The organism is Erwinia sp. INIA01 (assembly GCF_025947915.1).
GTDB classification, from domain to species: Bacteria; Pseudomonadota; Gammaproteobacteria; order Enterobacterales; family Enterobacteriaceae; genus Erwinia; species Erwinia coffeiphila.
In genome coordinates this window covers 84,915-101,139 of sequence record NZ_JAPDNC010000004.1, presented here as the reverse complement: position 1 = coordinate 101,139, position 16,225 = coordinate 84,915, and the positions used below count along the sequence as shown (strand labels likewise).

Here is a 16,225-nt window from a genome sequence, read left to right as displayed (position 1 = left end):
ATGAAGCAGGTGCGTCAGCCCGACACCGAGGCAAAATAAATTCCCTTTTCCAGCAACCGCTTTACAAAAACCTTCTGTTTCTGACCTTGATCAAAGCGGTAAAACAATATTACTGTATTTATATACAGTAACTTTTGAGGTCGTAACCATGAAGTTTTATCAGCCCGCAGAAATCCGCGCCATTCTGCACCTGCCGTTGTTTATCAGCCGGGTGCCCTGTGGCTTTCCGTCGCCTGCGCAGGACTACATTGAGCAGCGCATCGACCTCAATGACCTGCTGGTGAGCCACCCCAGCTCAACCTACTTTATCAAGGTCAGCGGCGATTCGATGATTGAAGGTGGAATTGGCGAGGGCGACATGCTGGTGGTGGACAGCTCGCTGAAGGCGGAACACGGCGATATTGTGGTGGCCGCGCTGGACGGCGAATTCACCGTCAAGCAGCTGATGCTGCGGCCTTATCTGCACCTGCGGCCGATGAACTCCGCCTATTCGATTATGCCGATTCCCGATGCTGATCAGTTCGACATCTTCGGCGTGGTGAAGCACGTGATTAAAACGCTGGGTAAGTGATGTTTGCCCTCGTGGATGTAAATTCATTCTACGCTTCGTGCGAAACGGTGTTCAGACCGGATCTGAAGGGTAAACCCGTCTGCGTGCTGAGCAACAACGACGGCTGCGTGATTGCCCGCTCGGCGGAGGCAAAGGCGGTCGGCGTAAAAATGGGCGAACCCTATTTTAAAATCAAAGACCACCTGCGGCAGCACCGGGTGAGCGTGTTCAGCTCAAACTATGCGCTCTACGCCGATATGAGTCTCCGGGTGATGACCACGCTGGAGGAGATTACCCCGGCGGTAGAGGAGTACTCGATCGATGAGGCATTTATCGATCTGACCGGCGTACGCAACTGCCGGGTGCTGGAAGAATTCGGGCACGAGATCCGTGAAACGGTGAAGCGCGATACGCACCTGAATGTGGGCGTCGGGATTGCCCAGACCAAAACGCTGGCAAAGCTGGCCAACTACGCGGCAAAAACGTGGACGCGGACCGGCGGCGTGCTGGATCTGTCGAACGTGGATCGCCAGCGCAAGCTGATGGCGCTGGTGCCGGTGGAAGAGGTGTGGGGTGTGGGTCGGCGAATTAGCAAGAAGCTGAATGCGATGGGCATTATTACCGCAAAAGATCTGTCGGAACAGAGCACGTGGATTATCCGCAAGCACTTTAACGTGGTGCTGGAGCGCACGGTGCGAGAACTGCGCGGTGAACCGTGCCTGGCGCTGGAGGAACAGGCACCGAACAAGCAGCAGATCCTCTGCTCGCGTTCGTTTTCCTCGCGGATCGTTGACTATGCCGATATGCGTGAAGCGGTGTGTAACTATGCAGTGCGCGCGGCGGAAAAACTGCGGGCAGAAAAGCAGTACTGTCGGCAGATTGCGGTGTTTATTCGCACCAGTCCACATACGGTGAATGAACCGTTTTACGGCAATCAGGCGATGAGTATGCTGCTGACGCCGTCCAATGATACCCGGGATATTATTCGTGCCGCGATACATGCACTCGATCGCATCTGGCGCGACGGGCACCGATATATGAAGGCCGGGGTGATGCTCGGCGACTTTTTCAGCCACGGCGTTTCGCAGCTTAATCTGTTCGATGATTTCAAACCGCAGCAGAACAGCGAGGCACTGATGCAGGTGATCGACCGCGTGAACCAGAGTGGCAGGGGCACGCTGTGGTTTGCCGGGCAGGGGATTCAGAAACCCTGGGCGATGAAGCGCGAAATGCTGTCACCGGCTTATACCACCCGCTATCAGGACCTGCCGATGGCGAAGTAATCCGGCACTTATGGAGAGTGAGTTTACTCAGATGTTCTCTTGCCTGGCCGCAACAGGAATAATTTCGATTAAGCGCCTGAACTTTCCGCCACCGCCCGCAGTGGGTGAGAAAATAGGATTACATTTGGGCGGCAGGAAAAATGAGAAAACATGCTGCCGTAATATTCTTTTAGCGTGAGTGTGATCTTTCTCTTAATTAACAAAAAAATGTTAAAAGAAATAAATAAATTATAACGTTATGATTTATATAAAAATAAAAATAACTCCCGGCCTGAATTTTCTACCACAACGTAAAGCCTTTCTATCTTTGCGGGGCATCATAAATTTCAGCAGTTGATCTGCATCTGTTCGATATGCACATTCTTAAGCCGTACTTGTCCCCTTATTCGTTGATTTCGTGCTGATTACGTTCAGGAGCTGTTTTATGCAATTTATTTCCGCAAAAACCATTCATGACCTGCTGGAATGGGAGGGCGTCATCAACGCCATTCACTCGGCGCATCTGGGGGCTCGCCATACCGGGGAAGGCTTTTTCCTCGGTGATGCTGCTTATGGCCTGCTTAGCCGGGGCGTTATTCTGCCCGGTCGCGGTGCCGGGTTAAAGATCGCCTCAATTTATCCGGCTAACGCACAGGCAAAACCGCCACGCGCGGCGGAGGATGCCGCTTTTGTGGTGATAGACGAAGAGACAAAAGCGATCTCTGCCGTGCTTGATGGCCCGGCGATTACCCGCTGGAAAACGGCGGCAGATTCGGTGGCTGCTGCCCGCATACTGAGCCGTGAAGACAGCGCCACACTGCTGGTGCTGGGGGCCGGACCGGTGGCAACGGCGCTGGTCGATGCCTATTTGCATATCCGACCGTCCATTCGCACCGTGCTGCTGTGGAACCGCACGGCTGAAAAGCTGGCTGCGACGCTGGCCACGCTGAGAGAGAAGGGAATTGAAGCGGAAATTGTGCAGGATCTTAGCGCGGCAGTAGGCCGCGCGGACATTATCACCGCGGCCACCAGCTCGGCGTCACCGCTGATTTTGGGGAAAGATGTGCAGCCCGGTACGCATATCGATCTGCTGGGTGGATATCGCCCGGATATGCAGGAAGCAGACGGCGAAGCGGTGGCAAAAGCACGGGTATTTGTCGACGACCGGACCAACGCCGCGATGTCAGGCGATCTTCATATTCCACTGCGGTTGGGCATGATTACGGAACAGCATATCGAGGCCGATCTCTATGAAATTTGCCAGAACACGAGCTTCTGCCGGCAGCAGCAGGATATTACGCTGTATAAGAATGCGGGCGGCGCGCACCTGGACCTGATGGTCAGCCTGCTGGTGATCGATCGTTTAAACCGGTAATCCGTAGCGTAGAGACGTTATGATTCACCCGGTGGTTATTTTTACTGGCGCTTATCGGGTGGATGCCGGTTAGTGGTCCGCCGATCTAATGACGCCGGGGTCGATGCAGGATCTCACCCAGCATCCCCGGCAGGCAGGCGCCAACGATCACCAAAAATCCCATCAATGGCCCCCCAATCAGCAACAGGGCACAAAATAGTACGGCGTTCATGTCTGTCCTTTCGTTGTTTTTTCTTCTTTCAGGAACGTAAATAGCGTGGCTTTGCTGCACCTAAAGTGTCGATTATGCATTGATCGGAATCACAATTTCGCAGGGCTAAAATATGGCAAGGCTGGCTACTGGCCGATTGCGTTTCAGGGAAAATATTTCGGGCCATGAGGCGTGATTAAAAAGGGAGTAAAGCATAAGAATTCTTTCAGAGGAGATTAAGCAGTGTATGTTATAACAGTTAATATTTACTTATATTTACGTAAAAAAAAAGCCCGCTAAGAGCTTTAATGCGGGCCAACACCAGGGAAATCGATTAATTTTAATGATAGGAGTATTCTCAGTTATTGCCAGGCAAAAACGCGTTATTTGCGAGCGAAATCAAAAAAAATGTTGGATTGCCCTTTCCCACATTAATACTCTTCAGAAATCAGCCACTGGTCCGCTTCCTCAAACATTTCTTCGATGATACGCATCAGCGTGGCCTTATCGGTTTTACTGGCGTCACTTTTTACGCCGTTGGCCTGCATCGGTTTCACTTTGACCAGCGCATCAGGGAAAACCCGCTGAACGCGTTTTTCCAGTTCTTCCAGTATCAGCTGCTCGGCGTTCGCCAGTCCCGCCACGTTGCGCTTGTCATAAATCAGTTCAACAAACATTTTACTTCCGCTCCCTTTGAATTTATCTGTATAAAAATACAGGTATATGAGAGCGGGTTCAAACACTATTTCGCGAACCGACCGGGTGCTCGGCCCGCGTTCTGGCTGGCTTCAGTCAACTATACCGCGCTGCGGGTGAGTTTTCGCTAAATCACTGATTCGCTGGTGACGAGCCGAGAATGGTATGGCCGGAGATTGTCAGTGCGGCATCGCTGCCGTTAACGTTAAGCTCAGCCCGTGCGCCCAGCGGGAGCGTAACGGTATCGTGACCGTGGCCGAAGTCCAGACCGGTTACCAGCGGCAGTCCGCTGCGCTGGGCTATAAGCTCCCATACGCTGCTGAAATCGTAACCGTTATCGTAGTCAGAAAGCGTGTTGCCGGTAAAACTGCCGGTCACAATGGCTTTTTGCCGCGCCAGAATGCCGCTTTCCAACAGCTGTAGCAGCATGCGTTCAACGCGGAATGGATGCTCATTAACATCCTCGATCACCAGAATTCCGTCGCGGATATCCGGCAGCCAGGGAGTGCCGATCAGCGAGGCGATCATCGCCAGATTTCCCCCCCAGAGCGTGCCCGACGTGCTGAGCTGCTGTGGCGTGGTCTGCCAGCGCAGGGTGAACTGCGCAGAGGTCAGCGCCAGCCAGAAGTTGTTGAGGGTGAAATCAGAGAGCGTTTCCGCACCAAAATTTCCTGTCAGCATGGGGCCGCTAAAGCTCTGCAATCCGGCCTGAGCCAGCAGGGCAAGCTGTATGGCAGTAAAATCACTGTGCCCGCACAGCGCAACGGGCCTGCCGCAAAGGCGGTCCGCCAGGCTTTTATAGTCAAGATTTGGCAGCAGGCGGCTGGCACCATAGCCGCCGCGTACGGCCAGCACAATGTCCGGCAGCGTTTCCAGCCGCGCAAGATCGTTAACGTCGGCCAGCCGCTGGCTGTCGCTACCGGCAAAACGCTGTTCGCGTCTGCTGATAATGTCGGTATGGGTCACCCGATGTCCGTCTGCACGCAGGCGGTCAATACCGCGCTGTGCGGCATCCGGATTGTGGCAAAAGCCAGAAGGGGCGATCAGATGAATATTTCGTGGAGACACGGTCATAATACGTACTTATCTCATCCGGATAGTGGTTTTACCGACGTTTATCAACAATTTTGACAGCATGTACGGCAATAAAAAGTGTGCTCTGCCGCAGGCTGGTGAAAATTTATACGCCGGTAAGTGAATTATTTTTGTACACTCGCTGTCGAATTCTTTCGATGATGACGAAAAGCCGTAGTGATGTCATCAGCCGCAGCCAGCAAATTAAGAATTACGGCAATTTTCTGCTAACCGGCAAGTCGTATGATAGGCGCGACGCCAGGCCCAGAGGATAAACAAGCGTGCATAAATGCGTGAAATTAGCAGCCATGATGGCTGCACTACTGTTGGCAGGTTGCGCCAGCGAACCCGCAAAGAAGATCGTTCATCAGCCGGATACCCCGCTGACGTCAGCACCGCCACAGAAAGTGGCACAGGCCTGGTCACTCTTTACTGAAAATGCCGCCCGTAGCTACGGTGTCGATCAGAAACTGGTGGATGCCATTATTGCCGTGGAGTCCGGCGGCAATCCAACGGCGGTCAGCAAATCTAACGCCGTTGGCCTGATGCAGATTAAAGCCTCCACTGCCGGGCGCGAAGTGTATCGTGCACAGGGCCGCCACGGGCAGCCGAGCAAAAGTGAACTGCGCGATCCGGTAAAAAATATCGATATCGGCACGGCCTATCTGCGCATCTTACAGCAGCAGCAGCTGGCCGGTATCCGCAATCCTGAGACCCTGCGCTACGCGACTATCGTTTCCTATGCTAACGGTGCCGGTGCGCTACTGCGGACTTTCTCGCGGGATCGTAATCGGGCGATTGCGATGATTAATGCCATGAGCCCGGATGAGTTTTATCAGCACGTGCAGAACAATCACCCGGCGGCGCAGGCTCCGCGCTATTTATGGAAGGTGACAACCGCCTATCGTACGATTTAAGCCGTCAACCGGTGTTGATAAGTACCAAAAAAATTGCTGAAAAAGTTTGTCCTTAAATCACAGACTTAGAATCCTCTCCTATACTTACTGCAGTTTTAATCGTGCCAGTTTGATAACGGTAATCATTAAGGAGGGGAGAAAATGGGTAGTGTCATCCTATGGATTATTTTTGGACTGATCGTTGGTATTGTCGCCAAGTGGATTATGCCAGGTAAGGACGGTGGCGGCTTTATCATTACCGTGGTGCTGGGGGTTGTCGGTGCGGTTGTCGGCGGCTGGATCAGTACCTTCTTTGGTTTTGGCAAGGTCGACGGGTTTAATTTCGGAAGCTTTGTGGTTGCGGTGATCGGCGCGATTGTGGTGCTGTGGATTTATCGCAAGGTACGTAGCTGATACGAATGGGGCCTGCGGGCTGGTTTCGTTGAGAATTGTGGAGCCACTCTCTGTTAAGGAGAGTGGCTTTTTTATTGGTGGCGTGGATGCTTGCATTGGTGCATTGGTGCATTGGTGCATTGGTGCATTGGTGCAGGGGGGAAGCGGTGATAGCGGTGATAGCGGTGTCAGGGAGTCAGCCTGTACGGCGGCCGGGCGGTCCTCGCGCCGCGCGTTGCGCGTTGCGCGGTGCCCTCGGTTGCCGCATCTGGCCGGTCGGACCGGCGGAGACGGTACATCCTTGTACCGACCCCGCCTGACGCCAGCGTCCTGCTGGCGTCTCCTGGCCAGCTGCTTTCACCTCGGCGCTGCGGATTACCCGTCCGCCGCACAGGCTGACTCCCTTCGGTTATGCGTGTCGCTGCCTGATCTGAATGGGACGATTTCCTGAAGGCAGCACTGAAGTCACGGAGCGGACTGGCGGATTTCCCGGTTGGGCATCCACAGCGCTGAACGGAGAGAGGAAGGCCGGATTCGGCCGCATGGACGCGGACGAAAAGTGCAGCCGGGGCAGGACGCCCCGTCTGCACTGGTCCGAAAGGCTGACGAAAGAAGTGAAGGCACCGCAACGCGGCGCGAGGACCGCCCATTAGGGAAACCCGCCAGTTAGCGCGATCACTGGTCATGCAGGCAATAAATAACCAATCAGCACGGTCACCGTACACGCAACGAATCACCGATTCAGCCAAACGATCTGAGCCAGCGCACCTGAGCGAGCTGGCTCAAACTGGGATTAGAAATCATACCCCACGGTCGCCACCACCGAACGCTCCGCGCCCCAGTAGCAGTAACCATAACCGTAGCAGGCCGCCACATAGTCACGTCCGGTCAGGTTATTGGCATTCACCTGCACAAATGCACCTTTCAGGCTGCTGTTCCATGCACCCAGATCCGCACGAACCGATGCATCAAACAGCGTTACCGACGGCAGGCGCACGGTATTGGCATTGTCCGCCCACTGCTTACCGATATAGCGCACACCCGCACCGGCACTCAGACCATAGTCAAACTTGTAGTTAGCCCAGGCAGATGCAGTCGCATTAGGGGAAACGTACGGCGTATGACCGTTGATAGACTCACCGGTCGAGGCATCAATCGCTTCTTTATAACGAACGCGGCTCAGCGTGTAGTTGGCGATCGTGCTCAGGCGCGGCGTCAGCTGATTACGCGCTTCCAGTTCCAGACCGCGCGAGTTGACCTTGCCGGCCGGGTCGTAATAGCCACCCTGCACGTTACGGCTGCCGACGTTTTTCTGCGTCAGATCGTACACCGCTACGGAGTAGAGATCGGACGTTCCCACCGGCTGGAATTTCACACCGGCCTCATACTGCTCGGCGGTGGTAGGTGTCAGCAGATTGCCGTCAGCACCGGTCAGCGACTGCGGCGTGATAGCCTGGCTGTAGCTGACGTACGGTGACACACCGTTGTCGAAGGCGTACAGCAGACCGGCGCGTCCGCTCACGTGGTCATCCTGGCGGCGATTATCGTTACCGAGGTCGATATTATTGATTTTCGACACGATGCGGTCATAGCGGCCGGACACGTCGAAATGTACGCGGTCCCACTTCATCTCATCCTGCAAATACATCCCGGTCTGATAGTACTGGCGCTCGGAGTGAACAAAATTATAGTTCGGACGCACACCGATGGTTTGACCCGTTGCCGTATTCAGCTGTGAGCCATAGCCGCTGGCGTCGTGCAGGTCGTTTTTATACTGATGGTATTCCACGCCCAGCACCACTTTATGCTCAATGTCAGCGGTCGCGAAATCAGCTTCCAGCTGGTTGTCGATGGCGAAAGCATCCAGCGAAGAGCGGGAGCCGGAGTAGTAGCGATTCATAATATCGCTGTCGGCAGAAACCCAGCCAATCTGGTAGATCTGGTCCAGGTCGACATTGGAATGGCTGTAGCTGGCGGTAGAGCGAACGGCCCAGGTATCGTTGAAGCGATGGGCGAATTCGTAGCTGTAGATCTGCTCATGGCGCTTGAAGCGGTCGAGGTCGGAATCGCCGTCGTAGAAACCGGTACTCAACTTCTTGCCGTTGTGCTCGTAAATGCTGCCATCACCTGGTACGGAACCGTGGTAGCCGCCGGACGGATCTTTTTGCAGATAGGCTTTTACCAACAGCGACGTGTACTCATCAGGCTGCCACAACAGGGAAGGGGAGATCGCGTATTTCTCTTCACGGGTGTGGTCGTACTGCGTGTCGCTGCTGTGGGTCAGGCCGGTCAGACGGAAGGCCAGCTGGTCGTTAATCGCATTGGTGTAATCAACGGCCACGCCGGAAGTGCTGTTATTTCCCACGTAGGTACGGAAGTGGCCTTCTTCAGTGAACTGCGGGCGTTTAGACGTTTCCATCACCAGACCGCCCGGCACGGTTTGACCGTACAGCGCGGAGGAGGGACCTTTAATCACGTCGATACGTTCCAGGAACCACGGGTCCACTTGCAATACGTTAAAGCTGCCCGGATCGCTCATCAGGCGCAGGCCATCGAGGAAGATGTTATCCACATCACCGCCGTGGAAACCGCGCAGGGAAACGGTGTCATAACGGGTGGCGGCGCCGCCGAAGTTGGTGAAGGCACCGGCAGTGTAGTTCAGTGCCTGGTTGACGCTCATGGCACCCTGGTCTTCCATCTGCTGGCGGGTAACAACCGAAACGGACTGCGCGGTGGTAATCAGCGGTTCATCGGTTTTGGTCGCGCCCTTGCTGCTTTTGACCGTGTAGCCTTCGGTCGGTGAAGTGGCGGATTCTTCCGGTGCGCTGGTTACCGTAATGGTGTTTTCTGCGGCAAAGACGATCCCGGGTGCGACGAGCGCGAGTGAACAGAGCAGCGCAGAACGCTTCAGGTTGAAAGCCATACTCATTGTTAAAGTCTCTTATTAGGGTTTAGAACGTGCCACCGCGTTGAGTGCGGTTTATCTGTCTGTATTGATATAGGCAGATAAATGTAAAGAGTTGTAATAATATCAATGAGAAGTATTATCTTTTCGATTAACGCTTTCAAGTGTTAATTACAGTTAATAATTGCCTGTTGTAGTTCAGTAATTAACCTGAAAATGATGGGCTTGAGGCTTGAGGCTTGAGGCTTGAGGCTTGAGGCTTGAGGCTTGAGGCTTGAGGCTTGAGGCTTGAGGTTTGAGGCGCAGGTGTCCGGGAGTCAGCCTGTGCGGCGGGCGGCCGGTCCTCGCGCCGCGCGTTGCGCGGTGCCCTCGGTTACAGCATCTGGCCGGTCGGACCGGCGGAGACGGTACATCCTTGTACCGACCCCGCCTGACGCCAGCGTCCTGCTGGCGTCTCCTGGCCAGTTGCTTTCACCTCGGCGCTGCGGATTACCCGTCCGTCGCACAGGCTGACTCCCTTTCGGCTATGCGTGTCGCTGCCTGATCTGGATGGGGCAATTTCCTGAAAGCAACGCTGAAGTCACTAAGCAGACTGGCGGATTTCCCGCCCGCTGTACAGGCTGGCTTCCTTTCGGCTATGCGTGTTGCTGCCTGAACTGAATGGGTCGTTTTTCTGAAGGCATCGCTGAAGTCACGAAGCGGACTGGCGGATTGCCCGTCCGCCGCACAGGCTGACTCCCTTTCGGCTATGCGTGTCGCTGCCTGATCGGAATGGGTCGTTTTCCTGAAGGCAAAGCTGAAATCACGAAGCGGGCTGGCGGATTGCCCGTCCGCCGCACAGGCTGACTCCCTTTCGGCTATGCGTGTCGCTGCCCGATTTGAATGGGTCGATTTCCTGAAGGCAAAGCTGAAGTCACGAAGCGGACTGGCGGATTACCCGTCCGCTGCACAGGCTGACTCCCTTTCGGCTATGCGTGTCGCTGCCTGATCGGAATGGGTCGTTTTCCTGAAGGCAACACTGATGTCATGAAGCGGACTGACGGATTACCCGACCGCCACACAGGTTGGCTCCTTTTCTGCTATGGGGGGCGCCGCCTGATCTGAAAGGGGCATTTTCCTGAAGGCAATACTGAAGTCACAAACCGGACTGGCGGATTACCCGTCTGCCGCGCAGGCTGACACCCTTTCGGCTATGCGTGTCGCTGCCTGATCGTAATGGGCCGTTTTCCTGAAGGCAACACTGAAGTCATGAAGCAGACTGGCGGATTTCCCGGTTGGGCATCCACAGCGCTGAACGGAGAGAGGAAGGCCGGATTCGGCCGCATGGACGCGGACGAAAAGTGCAGCCGGGGCAGGACGCCCCGTCTGCACTGGTCCGAAAGGCTGACGAAAGAAGTGAAGGCACCGCATCGCGGCGCGAGGACCGCCCATTAGGGAAAACCACCAGTCAGCGTTGCCATCGGTTGTTACCATCGGCTATGTAGCCCGTCTCCACTGGTCCGAAAGGCTGACAAAAAAAGTGAATTCACGTTACTGCGCCGCTTTCTCCACCCCGATATCACCCACGTTATTACAGGTCTTATCCTTCGGACAATAAAGATCCAGCAGCTTCAGCGTCACCCCATTGGTCCAGCCAAAACCATCCTGTAACGGATATTCACCACCGCCGCCACCGCCCAGACCTTTCCCTTCCACCACGTATTTTTCCACCAGCTTGTGCTCTTTATCGTAGGTCGCCTGCACATTCTGCAGGAAACGCATGCCAACCTCTTTTGCCAGCTCCTGCTTACCATAGTGATTCAGCCCCTCAACGGCAGCCCACTGCAACGGTGCCCAGCCGTTGGGTGCATCCCACTGCTGGCCGTTGTTAACGGTCGTGGTGACCAGGCCGCCTTCCTTCAGCAGCTGCGCCTGGACGGCACTGGCGGTTTTGCTTGCGTGCTCATCGGTGGCCGCCTGCAGGTAGAGCGGGAACAGCGCGGCGGCGGTCAGCTGCGGGCGCACGCTGGCTTTCTGCCAGTCGTAATCCGCGTACCACCCCTGTTTTTCATCCCACAGATAGCGGTTGATTGCTTGCTTGCGGGTTTCCGCCTGCGCATCAAAACGCTTTGCTGCCGCATCGTCTTTGGCGATCTGGTTGGCTTTTGCCAGGGTTTTCTCCAGGTGGAACACCAGCGCATTCAAATCGACCGGAACGATGCGCGTGGTGTGGATAGTGCTGAGATCGTCGGGCTTATCAAACCAGCGCGAGCTGAAATCCCAGCCCGAGGCCGCACCCGCACGCAGATCGCGATACAGCGCAGCCTTTTCACGATTTTTGGCTTTATCGGCGGTGCTGATGTCATCCATGTAAGATTCGGTACGCGGCACATCACGCGCATCCCAGTAGCGGTTCAGCACCGTGCCATCTTTCAGCTTCACTACGCGCTTGCTGGCGGCACCGGCGGCCACGCTGTCGGCATCGGCCATCCAGTAGTCGTACTCTTTTTGCAGCTGCGGGCGATATTTGCTGTAAACCTCGTCGCCACCGTGCGTGGCCAGCAGATCGACCATCATACTGAAGAACGGCGGCTGTGAGCGGCTCAGGTAGTAGCTGCGGTTGCCGTTCGGAATATGGCCGTACTTATCCAGCTCTGAGGCGAAGTTGTCCACCATGTCCTGCACGCGATCCCAGTGACCGCTCTCCGCCAGCCCCAGCATGGTGAAATAACTGTCCCAGTAATAGACTTCGCGGAAGCGACCGCCTGGAACCACATAGGGCTTCGGCAGCGGCAGCAGGGAATCCCACTGGTTAGCCTGGCTCGCGGAACGGGTCAGCACCGGCCACAGGCCGTTAATATGTTCACGCAGGCTCTGCCCGGCGGGAGGTACATACTTTTCCCCCTCTGCGGGCAGTGTAAAGTTGGTATTCACAAAGCGCTTCAGGTCAAAATTGCCCTGGGTTTTCTGCATCTGCCAGTCGGCGAGAATAGCGGTCGGATCGCCGTGAGGCACCGCATCGGCGAAGGTTTTCTGGTCCGGGTAGAGTTTCGCTGCCTGAACGGCGTGATACAGCGGTCCGAGACGCACATCCGGCGGCTGCGGAGTACTGCTCAGCATCCGCTGATTATCTTCCGCCTGCGCCGTACAGCTGGCCGCGACGATTCCCGCCAGCAGGAGCGGATAAATCAGGCGCGTACTCAATCGACGTTGTTCGACTTTTCTCATCGGCTTTTCTCCATGTCCAGATCCGGTTTGATCTGTAAGCTATTGACCCTGCGAAAAACTTTAGACGACTTTTCGCATTTGGTCAGGGAGGCAGGCCGGAAAATGTGAGTCAGACGGGCATTTTTGCGCTTATAGAGGCGGGAAAAACCGTGCCGATAATACGTTATTTATCCATAAAGTCGGATGAATAACGGCATCGGCGGCAGGTTCAGGTCAGTGCCTGACTAAATCATCCACAGCGTGGAAAATATCGCTACCAGCCACAGGCAGATCAACGCACAGATTGCCCGATGCAGTATCCGACGTGCGCCCAGCCAGCGATCCTCCAGTGAACGCGTAGCTCCGGGTTTCACGGCCCACAGACGAGCCATCCCGGCATCAAATGCGGCAAGGTCATCCTCACTGTTTACCAGCTGAAACAGCCGCTCATCCAGCCACAGACGCCAGCAGTAATACTGCGTCAGCAGAAACAGCAGCAGCAATAACGCGCTCTGATATGACCCGAACAGAAGCAGTGCCAGCAACAGCGGCGGCAGGGCAAGTGCGGAAAAGAAGCGCCAGCTGGCGAGATGAATATGAATCACGCGCTGCGTCATACGGATGTCGGGCATTGTGCCTCCTTAAACTGTTCCAGCAGCCGGAGATGATCCGGCGTCAGCACCACCTGAGGTCGCTGCGAGCGGATCATTGCCACCGCAGCTTCAACACTATCGGCATGCTTTTCCGCCAGTAGCCAGGCGGCCACCACCGTTGCACTGCGGGAAAGTCCAAGGGCGCAGCAGACCCGCAGTGTGTCCTGCGACTGACGCAGCAGGCTTAGCCGATCCACCGTGCGCTGTAGATCGGCGATTTCCGGCACCAGCAGATCCATCATTGGACAGCTGTGCCAGATCGTCCCTGGTTCAAGACGGTGATGAAATTCAGCGGTCAGATCCAGCACGGCCGCCTGCGGTGACGCCTTATCGGGAAAACTGCCAAGGGACACACCGCCTGAAATCGGCGACGACGCGGGTAACCGGCGGGAAAACCAGCGTTTCGACAGCCTGGCTCCAACCAGATAGGGCAACAGCAGCCAGCGGGCCGAAAGCGATATCTGGCCCTCCTGCGTTTTCTGAAATACGCGGGTTCCCAGCCCGCCATACCCGGCTGCCACCATCAGCAGCGCGGCGGCGGGCCACAGCAGTACGGCACAGTAAGGCATCGCCCACGCGATAAGCCCCAGCAGCAGCGCAGCAGCGGCATAGCGTGCCGCAAGCCGCCGGGCGTGAGAAGAGGGGCGCTGCCAGCGCCAGCTACCCGACATCGGAATGGCATAGCTGATAGCGATGCCCGCCGCAATACCGGTCAGCACGTCAATAAAATGGTGCTGCCAGGTGGTCATCACCGACACCGCGATTAGCCAGAATCCGCCACCGACCAGCCAGCGCATCGGGCCAGTCACATGCTGGCGAAAACGCAGCCACAGCAGCCAGGCCAGAATAATATGCAGTGAGGGCGCCTGATTATAGGGCAGGTCGAACTGTTCAAGCTTGTGGAACAGCCAGCCGAAGATCCCCGGTGATTCCGGGCGGCTAAAGGTGAACCGCAGTGGGAAAAGTAAAAATCCAATGCAGGCCACCAGCGACGCCGCCAGCAGTCGCAAAGCATGGCGTGTCAGCTCGCGCTGAGAAGTGCAGATAAACAGCGAAAGGCCGTACAGCAGATCGATGCTCCAGTAGGGCACGATGGTCCAGGGGATAAACGGGATCGCGTGTTCCCAGCTGAAAATCAGGCTGCCGACATCGGCACGGGTGGCGGTAAAATGGTTGACCTGACCGTAGCTGAGAAAGAACAGCGGCCCGAGCAGCAGCAGCCAGCAAAGCCCCTGTATCCACAGGCGATAACGGCCCGGTGCGATAGCCGAATCAGCCATGGGGCATTCTCACCGCCAGCGATACGGTGAAAATACCGAATTCATCAATCGCCTGCTGGCGCTTTTCGAAACCGGCTTCTTCCACCAGCGTATCCATCTCTTTCTGGCTGCGCACGCGCATAATCCACGGCATGCCGTTTTGATGGCTGGTCAGCGTCCAGGCGATAGTTTTGAGCTGCGGATGCCACGGCTGCCCGGTATACACCAGCACGCCGCCCGGTGGGATCGCCGCCGCCAGCCCGGCCAGCGAGGCTTTAATCAGCGCATTATCCGGGAACAGTTCATACAGCCCGGAGACGATGCCCAGCGTGGGTGCCGGATCGAGCGCGGCCAGGGATTCGGTATCAAACGCATTGCCGTGGCGGAAATGTACCCGCTCGCTCAGCCCGCGCTCTGCGATCATCGCCTGTCCTTTCTCCACGTTGAGATCGCTGTAATCCCGCAGCAGAATGCTGTCGACGCCAGGCTGATGTTCCAGCGCATCCAGCACGTAGCGGCCGTGCCCGGCAGCAATATCCACCACCCGTACCGGCAGGTTTCCCTGCTGTAGCTGCGCTACCGCGGTGCTAATCATCCGCTGGAGGTTTTCTTTGCGTATCCGAATACCGCGCCAGCCGATGCTGTTCAGGTACTGACGATCGATGACCCGCCCCAGTATGCCGTAGCCTTCCGGCCGATTGCGGTAGACATAATCCAGCGTACTGCCGGAATCAAAGCCGGTTTCATAGCCCAGCCGCATTCCCGCAGACTGCCGGCCGATGGTTTTCATGCCGTAGCGCATCGCGGCGTAAAACAGCCCCTGCGGCGAGCGTGAATTCGGCGGAGCCTGCAGTTCGCGAAAGGCGTCCGCGCTCGGGCTCCAGCGATCTTCCTGACCATAGTCAAAGACGTAAGGCGCAGTCGTATAAAGACGGTCGATAAAGTTTTTCATCTTATCGAACGCCAGCTGGCGATCTTTCTCACCCAGCGTGTCGTGGTAGAAGCCGGGCAGGATATGCTGCTCTTTGATTGCGCTGCGCAGACCGGCATAAAACTGCTTCTGCGGTTTAGCGTGCACTACGAAGTCATCGCCGGAAATCAGCAGCTGGGTCGGCAGGGTGATAGCAGCAGAATCGGAGACAATGCGTTCGGCGGTCTTGTAGAGATCGAGCAGGATATTGACGGCGATCTGCCGGGTAATCAGCGGGTCCTGCTCGAAGCTGGCGATGCGCTGCGGATCGTGGCTGAGGAATTTCCCCTTCACGTAGGAATTGACGTAAAACAACCCGCGTATGCGCTGCATTAATCTCAGCCCTGCGCGGGCAAAAGGCACATACAGTTTGACCTTAAAGGCGGGAGATGCCAGTACCATGCCGCGTATTTTCGGCGCGTAGTCGTGTACCCAGGTGGCGACCAGAACCGCTCCGACGCTTTGGGCAACTGCCACGATATCCTCCAGGCCAACCTGTGCATCACGGGCAACAAAGCGCACGAATTCATCGACGTCCAGCACTGAACGCGCCAGGCTTGGGCTGTAGCCGCGATCGCCGGGCGTGTGGCCGTGGCCGCGCGCGTCCCAGGCATAAAAGTGCGTGTCGGGCATCATCAGCTCATCGACAACGTGCTGCAATCGCCCGGAGTGCTCGTGCCCGCGATGAAACAGCACGATGACTTTACGGCTGCCGCTTTCCGCAGCGGGCCAGTGGCGAAAATAGAGCGTGGCTCCGTCACTGGTGGCGAAGGTGCCTTCCTGATATTCACGTGATGGCTGAGTCATGGCCGTTTC

At 56.2% G+C, this 16,225-nt stretch carries 13 protein-coding genes; 5 read left to right on the top strand and 8 right to left on the bottom strand.

Annotated features, from left to right (window positions below; all coding sequences use genetic code 11):
* The first annotated feature begins 148 nt into the window (after positions 1-148).
* The 3 genes from umuD to OMR58_RS08500 all read left to right on the top strand — a co-directional run bounded on the left by umuD (position 149) and on the right by OMR58_RS08500 (position 3,187).
* Positions 149-571: a translesion error-prone DNA polymerase V autoproteolytic subunit gene (gene umuD / locus OMR58_RS08510; protein ID WP_200564187.1), complete on the top strand. Its 423-nt coding sequence runs from the start codon at positions 149-151 to the stop codon at positions 569-571.
* Positions 571-1,833, top strand: a complete 1,263-nt coding sequence (gene umuC / locus OMR58_RS08505) for a translesion error-prone DNA polymerase V subunit UmuC (RefSeq protein WP_264545707.1) — start codon at positions 571-573, stop codon at positions 1,831-1,833. Before umuD ends, umuC begins: the two co-directional genes overlap by 1 nt.
* 424 nt (positions 1,834-2,257) lie before the next feature.
* Entirely contained in the window at positions 2,258-3,187 is a 930-nt protein-coding gene (locus OMR58_RS08500) for an ornithine cyclodeaminase family protein (protein ID WP_264545706.1), read from the top strand.
* A gap of 85 nt (positions 3,188-3,272) precedes the next feature.
* Here the strand turns inward: OMR58_RS08500 and OMR58_RS08495 are convergent, their stop codons facing one another.
* The 3 genes from OMR58_RS08495 to ldcA all read right to left on the bottom strand — a co-directional run bounded on the left by OMR58_RS08495 (position 3,273) and on the right by ldcA (position 5,147).
* Positions 3,273-3,398, bottom strand: a complete 126-nt coding sequence (locus OMR58_RS08495) for a hypothetical protein (protein ID WP_255569952.1) — start codon at positions 3,396-3,398, stop codon at positions 3,273-3,275.
* Between the two features lie 410 nt (positions 3,399-3,808).
* A complete protein-coding gene (locus OMR58_RS08490) occupies positions 3,809-4,054 on the bottom strand; it encodes a DinI-like family protein (protein ID WP_200564193.1) in 246 nt (81 codons plus the stop codon).
* Between the two features lie 151 nt (positions 4,055-4,205).
* Positions 4,206-5,147 carry a muramoyltetrapeptide carboxypeptidase gene (gene ldcA, locus OMR58_RS08485; protein WP_264545705.1) on the bottom strand — a complete coding sequence of 314 codons (942 nt, stop codon included), beginning with the start codon at positions 5,145-5,147 and terminating at the stop codon, positions 4,206-4,208.
* 308 nt (positions 5,148-5,455) lie between these two features.
* On the opposite strand from ldcA, the gene emtA reads away from it, so the two are divergent.
* Positions 5,456-6,064, top strand: coding sequence for a membrane-bound lytic murein transglycosylase EmtA (gene emtA / locus OMR58_RS08480; protein WP_205065131.1), 609 nt, complete (start codon positions 5,456-5,458; stop codon positions 6,062-6,064).
* Positions 6,065-6,205: 141 nt separating this feature from the next.
* Positions 6,206-6,457, top strand: coding sequence for a GlsB/YeaQ/YmgE family stress response membrane protein (locus OMR58_RS08475; protein ID WP_264545704.1), 252 nt, complete (start codon positions 6,206-6,208; stop codon positions 6,455-6,457).
* Positions 6,458-7,229: 772 nt separating this feature from the next.
* Here OMR58_RS08475 and OMR58_RS08470 read toward each other — a convergent pair.
* The 5 genes from OMR58_RS08470 to OMR58_RS08450 all read right to left on the bottom strand — a co-directional run bounded on the left by OMR58_RS08470 (position 7,230) and on the right by OMR58_RS08450 (position 16,216).
* Positions 7,230-9,365, bottom strand: coding sequence for a TonB-dependent siderophore receptor (locus OMR58_RS08470; protein ID WP_200547803.1), 2,136 nt, complete (start codon positions 9,363-9,365; stop codon positions 7,230-7,232).
* Between the two features lie 1,506 nt (positions 9,366-10,871).
* Positions 10,872-12,548 carry an alpha,alpha-trehalase TreA gene (gene treA / locus OMR58_RS08465; RefSeq protein ID WP_264545703.1) on the bottom strand — a complete coding sequence of 559 codons (1,677 nt, stop codon included), beginning with the start codon at positions 12,546-12,548 and terminating at the stop codon, positions 10,872-10,874.
* 224 nt (positions 12,549-12,772) lie between these two features.
* The gene (locus OMR58_RS08460; protein WP_264545702.1) at positions 12,773-13,159 is read right to left on the bottom strand and encodes a hypothetical protein; all 387 of its coding nucleotides are present in this window, start codon (positions 13,157-13,159) and stop codon (positions 12,773-12,775) included.
* The gene (locus tag OMR58_RS08455; protein ID WP_264545701.1) at positions 13,141-14,460 is read right to left on the bottom strand and encodes a phosphatase PAP2/dual specificity phosphatase family protein; all 1,320 of its coding nucleotides are present in this window, start codon (positions 14,458-14,460) and stop codon (positions 13,141-13,143) included. The genes OMR58_RS08460 and OMR58_RS08455 overlap by 19 nt, the downstream gene beginning before the upstream one ends.
* On the bottom strand, positions 14,453-16,216 hold the full coding sequence (locus OMR58_RS08450; protein ID WP_264545700.1) for a bifunctional alpha/beta hydrolase/class I SAM-dependent methyltransferase: 1,764 nt from the start codon (positions 16,214-16,216) through the stop codon (positions 14,453-14,455). Before OMR58_RS08450 ends, OMR58_RS08455 begins: the two co-directional genes overlap by 8 nt.
* Between the last annotated feature and the right edge of the window lie 9 nt (positions 16,217-16,225).